The 11,416-nt window shown below is 41.6% G+C and carries 8 protein-coding genes and 1 pseudogene; 2 read left to right on the forward strand and 7 right to left on the reverse strand.

The annotated features are described in order from the left end of the window. Complete coding sequence (locus OCV11_RS21585; protein WP_261896492.1) at positions 1–2,247, reverse strand: two-component system response regulator; 2,247 nt, start codon at positions 2,245–2,247, stop codon at positions 1–3. Between the two features lie 364 nt (positions 2,248–2,611). Between OCV11_RS21585 and OCV11_RS21590 the strand changes: the two genes are divergently transcribed. Both OCV11_RS21590 and OCV11_RS21595 read left to right on the forward strand, forming a co-directional pair. Then, positions 2,612–3,574: a transposase gene (locus OCV11_RS21590; RefSeq protein WP_261896493.1), complete on the forward strand. Its 963-nt coding sequence runs from the start codon at positions 2,612–2,614 to the stop codon at positions 3,572–3,574. A 424-nt stretch (positions 3,575–3,998) separates the two neighbouring features. Next, positions 3,999–4,199: pseudogene (locus tag OCV11_RS21595) on the forward strand (IS110 family transposase); the annotation flags it as partial. A 43-nt stretch (positions 4,200–4,242) separates the two neighbouring features. Here OCV11_RS21595 and OCV11_RS21600 read toward each other — a convergent pair. The 6 genes from OCV11_RS21600 to OCV11_RS21625 form a co-directional block, all read right to left on the reverse strand. Next, positions 4,243–5,226: a hypothetical protein gene (locus OCV11_RS21600; protein WP_261896494.1), complete on the reverse strand. Its 984-nt coding sequence runs from the start codon at positions 5,224–5,226 to the stop codon at positions 4,243–4,245. Positions 5,227–5,354: 128 nt separating this feature from the next. Next, the gene (locus OCV11_RS21605; protein WP_261896495.1) at positions 5,355–6,209 is read right to left on the reverse strand and encodes a DUF2971 domain-containing protein; all 855 of its coding nucleotides are present in this window, start codon (positions 6,207–6,209) and stop codon (positions 5,355–5,357) included. A 120-nt stretch (positions 6,210–6,329) separates the two neighbouring features. Next, positions 6,330–6,959 carry a hypothetical protein gene (locus OCV11_RS21610; protein ID WP_261896496.1) on the reverse strand — a complete coding sequence of 210 codons (630 nt, stop codon included), beginning with the start codon at positions 6,957–6,959 and terminating at the stop codon, positions 6,330–6,332. Between the two features lie 120 nt (positions 6,960–7,079). Next, positions 7,080–7,694, reverse strand: coding sequence for a hypothetical protein (locus OCV11_RS21615; protein ID WP_261896497.1), 615 nt, complete (start codon positions 7,692–7,694; stop codon positions 7,080–7,082). Positions 7,695–8,157: 463 nt separating this feature from the next. Continuing rightward, positions 8,158–10,284: a methyl-accepting chemotaxis protein gene (locus OCV11_RS21620; RefSeq protein ID WP_261896498.1), complete on the reverse strand. Its 2,127-nt coding sequence runs from the start codon at positions 10,282–10,284 to the stop codon at positions 8,158–8,160. 234 nt (positions 10,285–10,518) lie between these two features. After that, complete coding sequence (locus OCV11_RS21625; protein ID WP_261896499.1) at positions 10,519–11,394, reverse strand: helix-turn-helix transcriptional regulator; 876 nt, start codon at positions 11,392–11,394, stop codon at positions 10,519–10,521. Positions 11,395–11,416: the final 22 nt, after the last annotated feature.

Consider the following 11,416-nt stretch of genomic DNA (forward strand, 5'->3'; position numbering starts at 1 on the left):
TTAGTTCATGACCTTTTGTGGTTCATGTGTTTCTAGCCAAGTCAGTAGTTCAGGCAGTGGCATTGGTTTAGCGTATAGATAACCTTGGCCAATATGGCAGCCCTTACTGAGCAGAGCATCGCGCTCTTGTTCAGTTTCTATGCCCTCAGCCACCACTGAAAAACCAAATAACTGAGCGAGATTGAGCACCAATTCCACCACTTGCTGATTCGCTTTATCCTCGCGCAAATTGGTCACAAAAGCTCGGTCGATTTTAATCGTGTCAGCCGCCAATTTAGATATGTGCGCCAATGAAGAGTAGCCCGTGCCAAAATCGTCAATACTGACATGAATGTGTAAGTTGTGCAGACGCTCCAAAATCGGATTCACTTTTTCATAGGAATCCATCGCTTGCGTTTCGGTAATTTCCACATCGAGCAAGTCTGGGTCAATGTGTTCAACCGCAATCGCTTCTTCAATGAACTGAATATAGTTAGAATCGTACAGATCTTTAACCGTGGCATTAAATGAGATAGGAACGTGATACCCTTTTTTATCCAGTGACTTCAGCGCTTCTATGGTTAATTCAAGAGCGATAAGATCCAACTTAGTGATCATGCCCGACTTTTCAGCAATCGGAATAAAGACATTGGGGGGAATCACTTGTTCCTGTTTTTTCCAGCGCAACAAGGCTTCTAGCCCCACCGGATGCTCTGTACGTAGGTCCACTTTGGGTTGCAGTACTAAGAAAAACTCATGTTCAACAATCGCCGTTTTCAAATCATTAAGAATTTGATAATCGTTGAGGAGTTTCTCTTGATACGACGGACTGTATACCATAAAGGCACGCCCTTTCTGCCGCGAGGTATAGAGCATACTTTTTGCCAAATACAAAATTTGCATCGGGCTAAAAGAGTCCATATGAGCAAGGTCAACCTTAACGATGGTCAAGGTATAATTTCGTATTTCCCCATCGACCTGGCTTACCTGATTAGTAAAGTTCAGTAACGCTTCGTCACTTACCGACTCATCGTTATTGCATAACACAGCAAAAATGCTGGTTTCTATACGGCTCACCCCAATCGTTTTATTAAACAAGCCTGCTATTTTCTGATGAGTATCGGTAATCATCTGAAACAACGTTTTTTCACTGAATGTCAGTGTTTGCGAGTCAAAGTTATCAATCGAGATCATCACCAGCTCGGTCTGTTCTCGGTCCGCGTGGTTCATTGTCTCCAGCTCACGCAAAAGCCAGTTTTGGTTATAGATTTGAAGTTCAGAATCAAGATAAGCAAGGTTGGATAATTGATTAATCAGGGCGATTTTCATAAAACCTGAACTGATGTTTTCACCAAACACCTGCAGCAGGTGAATATTATATTCACTGAGCGGTTCTCGCCCTTCAGCCAAAATGAAATAGTGACTCGACTCTTCCTGATTATTGGGGAAACAAAGAATAGATAAGTTGTCACTAAAATGGTGGCGATGGTCGGCAACAGCTGCTTCATACAGAGGACCAAATTGACGACATAAATGCTGCGGTATGGATTGACCCGTTTGCACAACATCATCGCCAGAATAAGCCAATATATAAGACTTATCGAAAGAGTCGTTTGGAGATTGGGTAGCGACACACAGCGTTGGAACACTTGTCCCCCCACCGATTAATAGAGCCACTTCATTCAGAACCACCTGAATAAACGAGTTTTTGTCATATTTACTGGCCAGTTTTCGCGAGGCATCAATGACTAACTGCAGGCCAACTCTCGCTTGTTCCAACTGATACATGGAACGCCAAGCACGGAGGTTAGATGCAACCACCGCTTTCATAATGTCGTAATCGATTTCCGATTTATTCCAATACTCGTCAATATCGTATTGAGCCATGACATCTTTGCGAGGCGCGACACCGGGTTGACCCGTGAGCAAAACTATACGGACGAGTGAGTTACCTTGAACATTGCGAATGGTTTCCACTAGGCGAAGGCCCGCGTCGTCATCTTCCATCACCACATCTAACAAGATAACCGCGATGTCATCTTGTGTTGCAATCAAAGTAGCCGCTTCTGCAGCAGAATTAGCCGTGAGTATCTCGTCAACATCCCCTTTTGCAACAAAATCGCGCAAGCTATACAGCAGTGATTGTTGATAACTTAAATCATCATCTACAGAGAGAATCTTACCTTTAGTTTTGAGCGTTGACTGCTTTGCAGCTTTCGGTGGTAGCTCAGCTGCATCGTCTAGAAAAACAAACTTCTCATCACCCATAAACCCAGTTCCTTGTTCAACTCAACTTACAATCAACCGCTGATCGTTTACCCAACAAGTATAGTTATAAAACTTGTTGCACTCGGGCAAATCATTGCGCTCGCTAACATAATTGAAAGAAACCCTAGAGTAACGATTGGTATCCCCCTTCTCTCTAACGAGGACACACGCCCTAACCCCCACTAAAACCAATCTCCCCCTCTAACGGGGACACACACCCTAATTCAAATCACGTTTTGCTATCCACTACGCAACACATACCCAATGATTCTTTGATTTATCTCCAGCAATCGCGGGCTTACTCTTACGTTAACGGGAATAAATCGTCACGCTAACGGCTCCTAAAATAAAGGAGCCATACTTCATGACTACTGCTCGTTCACAGCTGATTTGCCCAGAACTCACGCCTTATTATCATTGTGTTTCCCGCTGTGTACGTCGCTCCTATTTGTGTGGCATAGACAACCTCACCGGGCAGTCTTACGAGCATCGTCGAGATTGGATTGAGCAGCGCATCATCACCCTCGCCTCCATTTACTTCATTCAAATCTGCTCCTATGCCGTGATGAGCAATCACTATCATCTTGTTGTGCATATTGACAAAGAGAGTGCGCTAGCTTTGACCGACTTTGAGGTTATTGAACGATGGAGCACTGAACATCAGCAACCGCTGATTATCCAACGCTGGCTAGCTGGAGATCTCAAATCTGATGCAGAAAAAGAAGTGTGTCATCAATTGATTGAGACATGGCGGCACCGGCTCTATTCACTTAGCTGGTTTATGAAAGAGCTCAATTACGGCATTGCCGTTCAAGCCAATAAGGAAGACAAATGTACGGGACGTTTCTGGGAGGGACGATTCAAATCTCAAGCACTGCTCGATGAAAAAGCGCTTCTGTCTGCTATGGCGTATGTCGACTTAAATCCGATTCGAGCCAAAATGGCAAGCACACCTGAACAGTCAGATTTTACTTCGATAAAAGCGAGGCTTACGAGTTTAGAGCGAGGAGAAACCGCCACACAGTCGCTGGCGAATTTCATGGGGTATGAGCATCAAGACAAGACTCAAGGCATTCCCTTTCGGTTAAGCGACTACATTGAGCTAGTGGATTGGGTTGGCAGGCAAATTCGACAAGATAAACGCGGTTATATTAACAGCGCTCATCCTAACATCCTCACGCGGCTTTCGCTGACTCAGCAAGACTGCTTAGCCCTTTGTACTGAACTAGAGAAAAAACCACGTGTTTGGGTAGGCACCACTTCACGTTTACATCAAGCAAAAACGGCACTGAACAAAAAGCGCATGGTCGCCATGCATATTGCCTAATTCAACGTCAGTATTCCTTCAGACATAACATTCCGCCCGCAAAAATACCTATTCAAACACATTCGAAAGTTCATTCCCCACGATGATCAACTGCAGTGGGGTCACCACCGTTATAGCGCGAGATATAGGAATCGATACCTCTACCTTTCTTTGTTTGTTTCGATTTTAAGGTGTGTGTCCTTTTTAATTTTTTGGTCGCCATGCATATTGCCTAATTCAACGTCAGTATTCCTTCAGACATAACATTCCACCCGCAAAAATCCCATTCGAAAGTTCATTCGCTACGATGATTAGTGGTAGTGGCCAGAACCGTTGTAACCCGAGAGATAGGGATCGATACCTTTACCTTTCCTTGTTTGTTTCGATTTTTAAGGTGTGTGTCCTTTTTAATTGTTGATTTTTAAGGTGTGTGTCCTTTTTAATTCAAGTGCGCACCGTCCTGTACATGGTGATGATGTCTGCAATGCAATCTAACCCCGTATTCAAGACCACATATCAGCGATTATTGGAAGCAGGAAAACCCAAAAAAGTAGCCATCATTGCCTGTGTTAGAAAGATGGTAGTGATCCTGAATTCAATGCTAAGAGATGGAACTATATGGAATGAAAATATGGCGAAAAATTAACTATTGACGCCATACTCGTTTGTTAGAAACGTTTTTCAGACGCCTAATCGAGTAATAGAAACGATTCAGCAAATTCAACTTTGTCACTAAGCAGTTGATGCATAACATACTCTTTAATTACATCAGTATCAGAGCTATATCGAACCATGACGTCCCAAACAAGCGCTGCCAAAGCTGAGCACTCGGAAGGTTCAAATTTAGGCTCTTCATACACAGAATAACTGAACTCATCCATTACTTGAACGAAGATCTCATCAGGCTCAATTACATATTCTGAAACTTCCGACACACAAATGCTTTCATTCAAATAGACAGAATATGGCACCACATTGTAACGATCTAAATATTTACAAACTAAATGCCCATTTATAAGTTCAGCACTATCGATTGTGGTTATGCCATCAATAATTGAATCAATAGCTATGTCAATTATTACACATGCTTCAAAAAGGCTTCTTTCAGAAAAGTAATCTCTTGCATCTTCAATTACTTTATCACCTTGTCTATATGCGTCTTGTACTCTAGCCATAATTTCAACCGAAGACAGCTCAAAAAAGTTAAGAGCTTTATCTGGCTCAACAACATGAATTGATGGGATATCAACCAAGTCTGCTTTAGCGTTACGCATTTTGTCTCTGTGTATGTTTTCATCGGTACAAAACACTACATAAAAGTCTTGTAGAGTGTATGAATTCGTAGCTTCAAATGTTTGCGCTTTCAGTTTAGATAGCCAGTCTTTTTCATTGATATCATCAAACGACTTTATTTGAACACCAATTCTTTTAGTTTCACCCTCTTCATTTTCGTATTTAACCAAGATATCAACACCTTTGTCTCGTACACCTTGAATATCATAAGATGCATGACGATACGTCCCACAAAGTTCAAGCAAACAGTTTAAATTATCCGAAAACTTGGGGACTAGATCCTTGTTATGTTTATAATTTTTGAAGATCGATGTATCACGAGTTCTCACTTGATTTTCTCTAAGTAAGGAAAATACTAAACTCTTTACACTCGTACTCAAATTTATACTCCTCGTTTCTAACGTCTAATTCAATGGTGCATGAACACCATTATTACAACAAACAAGTAACTTCAAACCAAGAATGCCAGACGTTATATGCATCCATTGCAATTTCTTGTTATACGAATTTAACTCTGAACTTTAACCTTTCCAAAAGCCAATCTCGCGGATGGTCGTGGAATGCTATGAATCCATTCTTGAGGTTCCAATTCAGTATCTTTCAAAGCAAATGAATTTTGATCAGGTTTTATTCGATAGAAACTAATATTGGAACTTGATGAATATAGTAACTTTATAATACTTCCTACCACCCAACTATCACACCTCATGCCAAAATATATACCTGATAATTTAAACGGTATTTGATGAGAACCATATGATTGAGATAACAAACGCCACTCTGACTCATATTTCCACTCTGGAGCTTTAGTATAAAAATATTGGTTTTGAATTTGTTCATGTGCTGTGTGAGAATTATTTACAATATAATCATAAATTAGCTTAGTGCTTATCCCACGATTCCCTTCATAATCGATTTGACAAGGTGTATCAACCGCACCATCCATATCAAATTCTAAACAAATACCTCGATGTTCATCAGCATAGTGGCTCCACATAAGTGGGGAATCACATTTACCTGAAAGAGAAAGAACCCCAAGATTTTTCATAATATTGTCTAGTTGGCTCTTAATCTCTTGTTTTAACTGATAGAAATATGACTTTCTTTGTTCTTCAAGAGAATCGTATTGAGTTGAATAATATCTAAAGCTTTTAATTTTACTATCAGCTTCATTTTTTCCGACATTCTTTAACAACATTTTAACACAAAGATCTTCTATTTTATGTTCAGGTAAATCATCTATCAAAATAGGAGAACAATCTAAAGGGTCATTGAACTGTTTTGGATCAGAATAATATATTTCACTGGCGCATAATTCTCGAATTAAAAACTCGCTAAATTTTCTATATTTATAAAGTTTCACTTGAATCCTCTCAATTCGTATAACGTTTAATTCAATGGTGCATAAACATCACAATTACAAAACACGAATAACTTCAAAACAAGAAAGCCCGACGCCATATGCATCCATTGCAATTTCTTGTTAGGCATTTTTAACTTCAATACTTACCGGAGTGATAACAACGCACATACCTTCACCACTTACGCGATCTATATATCCCTTTAACTTTATTTTTTGACCTTTTTCTAAAATCTTGCACGCTGGAAATTCATGTAAAGTTGTATCAAACCAAATCGAATGTAAGTCATGATTTTCATTAGCATAGAGTTCAATTTTGACTTGGTCATTGTCTCGGAAGTCCTCTTCAATTTTTTTGAAGTATCCACTTACAACAACCTTCTGTCCTATATAAATTTTCTCTATTTGCTTAGCTTCATAAGGTGTAGCGTCATGAATTTTTCTTATAATTTCATTAATTGAAATTTCATTAAATTCATTTGCAGTGGTATTTTTATCACATACATTATATTCTTGACTCACTGGTATATGATTTTCATAGTTATTTACAGGGTGAGTTTCCTTTTTATTACTTTTTCTAAATTGCCATATTCCAATGACTCCAAAATAAATAGCTATAGGAATACCTGTGACAGTAGAAAAAGAACCATAGTTAGCTAAATCATTTGCATTATCAGGGAAGCCAGCTTTTATAAAATAAAAAGCACTAAAAAAGATAAAAATACCTATAACAACAAAAATATGTTTAATCATTAAATGCTTACTCTATTTGATGCCTAACGCTGAGAACAATTGCAAAATATTTGGTGCGTCATTTTGCTCTGCAAAATGCGTGACAATTATTTTGTCAATTGATTCGACTTGTTAGGCATATTATGCGATTGGCCAAACATTTTTGAAATCTATCTTCACTCTAACTTGTTTTTCAAAATCCATAATTCTTCGTGCGCAGTTAATATTGCCCCACCAACGATCTACCACATAATGATTAATTGGATCACTATAATGATACAAATCATTTCCTATTTTCTGATCAGCATTAACTGGTGCAAGAACACATGTTAAACCTAAAGCAAATATAGCACTTTCGGGTATAGTCATTGCTCGACCTTCGATATCTATATGGAATTGCTGATGTCCGTTAGCAACTTTTATGGATATTCCATAGCCATCAGGGAACTCATCTCCGTGAGCTAAACTACACCTAAATTTTTCGTAGATGATATCCTCAAATTTAATACCTATTTCCCCCTTATTATTGGGGAATGGAAATACTGTCTCTACGAGGTTAAGGCCACCATGCATAAGCTCAATAATATCTATATATTCAGTAATGAATTTTTTAAAACGTTTACCTACCTGATTTATATCTGGATACATTTTTTTAGCAGTTCCATCGACAGCTAAACATACAAATAACATTGCTTGGTCTAATTCTCTTCGATCACTAGCATCTAATGATGATTTTATAAAATCGCTAATTTTCATAATTTATTTATATTCACTGATGTATAGCTATATGCCTAACAGATATTATAAAGACAACATCTATATTTTCTTGTCTTTATAGAACTAAGATTTTGCCCCATACAAAACCAAATTCCACTTTAAAACCGCCAGTTATCATCTGGTCACACCTCAGAAAATACCGACATTGTCTTTTTAATCTATCCACAAGCGATTTTCGCCAAATCTGTATAAATAAACAGTAGTTTGTTTTTCTCCAAGCTACCGCCCTTTCTTGACAGAAATTCACACACTTTTACATCCACCGATTGCATATGCGGTTATACCAAAGGTGCGTCATCCTGACTACTCTAAAGTGTGATTTTCCCTGATTTGTATGAGGTTGTTTGAGGTCGATAAACTATTTGTGTCACAGCAGTGAATTTTGGCGAAGGTGTAGGAAAGTCTGCCTTGCAGGCTTTAGGCTGCAAGGCAGATAAGCGGTTTAACTGGCTTTGGATACGGCAAATCGTCCGGTCAGTTGCTCTAACCGCTGCAATGCGTTATGCATTAGGCGGGTGCGACGTGAAAGCTGCATTGAGGCTTCTTGTAGCTGCACAACCGTGTGCTGAGCTGAATCAGCGGTTTGGCGGTGCTCTTCAGTGTTGCGGGCAATCTCTTGAATTAATGAGAAAAGCCCGCTGACAGATCGTTGCAGTGCTTCGTTTTGATGCGGTTCGTCAACCAAGCGAGTGTTACTTTCTACGTTGGTAATCCCTTGCTGCATGGCTTCCACGGCCAAAGCCGATTGGCGACTGAGTGCATCCATCAAATCGCCAATGTTGTTGGCGGCTTGCGATGTTTTATTGGCAAGGTTACGCACTTCATCGGCCACAACAGCAAAGCCGCGACCATGTTCGCCAGCTCGTGCGGCCTCTATCGCGGCGTTGAGTGCCAATAAGTTGGTTTGCGCGGTGATTTCACCAATCAGTTCAACAATATCGCCAATTTTTTGCATCTCTTGGTTCACCTCTTCCACTTTCGTGGCGGAGACTTTGACGATCTCTTTGATGGTTTGCGCACTTTGCGCCGCTTGTTGGTATTCCAGTTCCGCGGCTTGCACCGTCGCGAGCATCAGCTCGTTCATTTCCATCGCGGTATCGTTGGCATGCACAATCTCTTGGCTTTGTTCGCCGGCAAGCTTCAGCATGTCATGAATCGAGTGAGCGGTAGTATCACTGGTTGAAAGCAAACGTTCACTGCGTTTAAACATGGAGCGAGAAACGTTATTGACCTCTTCGCTTGCAGTGACAAGGTCACTAATCACTTGTTCAAGATTATCGATAAAGCTATTGGTCCAGCGAGCCAAATCGCCGGTTTCATCTTCTTTCAGTTGGTCCACATTAAGGCGTTTTTTAAGGTTGCCATCCCCTTCGGCCAACATCTGCATCACAGACGTCATGCTTTGCAACTGGTTGGCAACGGCTTTGGCAGTTCGACAATGAAACAGAGTAATGCTTGGCACCGCTATCACCAGCGACAGTAACAGCAGTTGCCATTCGGGTAGTGGCCACACGTAGCTAACGCAAAATGGCAACAACAGCGCCAATGCGATAGTAAAAGCGAACTTCTGGGTGAGAGATTGACCGAGCGAGCGATGGCGGTAAACCTCTTCCAGGTCGGCCTCGCACATCATACCCCAACGGTCAGGCGATCCCGGTAACTGAAAAGTGACACCTTTACCAATCACCGGAATATGGCGGTAATCCGAATACCCTGGGTATTCCACGTAAAGGTTATGCCCCTGTTTGATGGTTTCTCGCACCCCAGGGTGCAATTTGCCGGTCGCCGGATCATTAAAGACAATTTCAAATTCGGTATGCGCTTTTACTTTGACCGTGCCCCACTGGGTATGCACACCACTTTTTAAGTTTTCACCATGGGAAAAGCGGTTATCTTCAAATCGGGAACGCGATAGCGCCACGCCCGGCTTGATGCTTTTGTCCATTTCGGATTGCACCATAAACAGGTAGTTATCGCCCGATTCACTGTAGATATGTCCGGCTTCGCGCTGAATTAAATCACCAAGGACATCGTTCGGTACTCGAGCACACAGAGCAAGTGAAGCCCCAGTTTCATGACAAGTAAAAGGTTGATAGAACATTAAGGTCACTTCGTCATGAAATTCGGAGCTTGAAGGACCAACTTCCAATGTCCACGCATCGCAATAAGGACCATGCAAAAAAGGTTTTGCGATTCCTTTGGCGAGTGCCGCCGCTTGTTCATGTCTTTGACCACGATGACGGGCAAAGCTTGTCCCCATCACACTGCCCTGCGCGTTAACCACAAACAGTTCGGCGATGTCTTTGTGCCTTTGCACCAAGTTGGTTAGCGACGCATCAAATTCTTTGCTGGATTTACTATCAAGGTATAGAGCGGTATCGGTTAAAAATGACCAAAGATTATTGGTCCAATCGGTGAGCAGTGAAACGCGTGTTTGTGCGATGTTCGTGAAGGTTTTCTTTATCATCGGCACTCGAGCGCGATTAAGATAACACGCCTTATACATCTTGAGCTTACCTGTACTGCCCAGCCAAGGCAGCCAGCTCATTTCTTGTTCCGTTAGTTGCATTTTTTCTCAGTCCCTGTTTATTGTTATGCAACTAGTACTGCAATACCTATTCCAGATATTACTAAAACAATCAACATGTTGATTTATTACTGCTCTGGCAAATCATTTCCTATGTTAAACACCAATTAAGAGCATAATCGACTACTCACCTAAGGTATTTAATGCACTCAATTAACGCACAAACACCATATTGGTGCACGAAAGCACCAATATAATGCAATATCGTTTAATTCTCTAACCATTCCAGCTAGTTACACCGGATTGGGAGGCGATTCCCATCTTTTGGGCACACTTGGGATCGGTTGGAATATAGGCCAGCAACTGACCAACTGCACCACCGGAACAGTTACTCCAGTACTGCTGGCGTAGCTCCATTTGACCTAACGTTGCATGATGGTAGATACGCACCATCTCGTGTTTGGCTCTTACCGTGTGGCTTTTCCACACCTTAGCAAAGAGTTCGCTGCTACTGATAAGCTCAGCTAAACGTGCTTGCCACTCACGGTCAGAGACTCGCGATACCATCGCCGCTCGTACAAGCGCTGCCGAGTTTTGCATACATTGCATCAGCTCATCATCATTGGTCGCACCAAGCCATTGACGCCACTTCACATTATTCGCCATCAAACAAACGGTATTGCGCTGTTTAAGGTCAAGTGCGTTGACATCAAAGCCGACCATTTGGCAAAAAGCATCGTTGGCACGCAAAATGTCACGAAAATCATTGGTGAGCAGTGCTGGCAGTGGATTGACCGCAGCAAGCATTATTTCCAGTTCTGGTGAAAGGCACTGAGTCAAAATCTCTCGTTCAGCAAGGTCAATATGCCCTGAAAGCTGCAACAAATAGCGGGTTTCACTTGGGTCGCATTGCAGTGCTTTGGCTATGTTACTCATCACCGTGTGCGATACCCGCTCTGCCTTGCCGCGCTCAAGCTTGGAGTACCAAACGGTGCTGATGTTAGCAAGCTCGGCGACATCTTCGCGACGCAAGCCGGGCGTACGCGAACGATAGGGTTTAATCATTCCTAGTGTTTCAGGCGCAATGCTGTTACGTTTGAGGCGCAGAAACTCGCCAAGTCGCTCACTTTGAGTCATTACATTTGTTGTCATACACTCTATCCTAATACTCCCA

Source organism: Vibrio porteresiae DSM 19223, assembly GCF_024347055.1.
In the GTDB taxonomy this organism is placed as follows: domain Bacteria; phylum Pseudomonadota; class Gammaproteobacteria; order Enterobacterales; family Vibrionaceae; genus Vibrio; species Vibrio porteresiae.

Excerpts from the sequence above, each read along its gene's own strand:
- OCV11_RS21585 (WP_261896492.1), bottom strand. The coding sequence starts at position 2,247 with ATGGGTGATGAGAAGTTTGTTTTTCTAGACGATGCAGCTGAGCTACCA.
- OCV11_RS21590 (WP_261896493.1), top strand. The coding sequence starts at position 2,612 with ATGACTACTGCTCGTTCACAGCTGATTTGCCCAGAACTCACGCCTTAT.
- OCV11_RS21610 (WP_261896496.1), bottom strand. The coding sequence starts at position 6,959 with ATGATTAAACATATTTTTGTTGTTATAGGTATTTTTATCTTTTTTAGT.
- OCV11_RS21615 (WP_261896497.1), bottom strand. The coding sequence starts at position 7,694 with ATGAAAATTAGCGATTTTATAAAATCATCATTAGATGCTAGTGATCGA.
- OCV11_RS21620 (WP_261896498.1), bottom strand. The coding sequence starts at position 10,284 with ATGCAACTAACGGAACAAGAAATGAGCTGGCTGCCTTGGCTGGGCAGT.
- OCV11_RS21625 (WP_261896499.1), bottom strand. The coding sequence starts at position 11,394 with ATGACAACAAATGTAATGACTCAAAGTGAGCGACTTGGCGAGTTTCTG.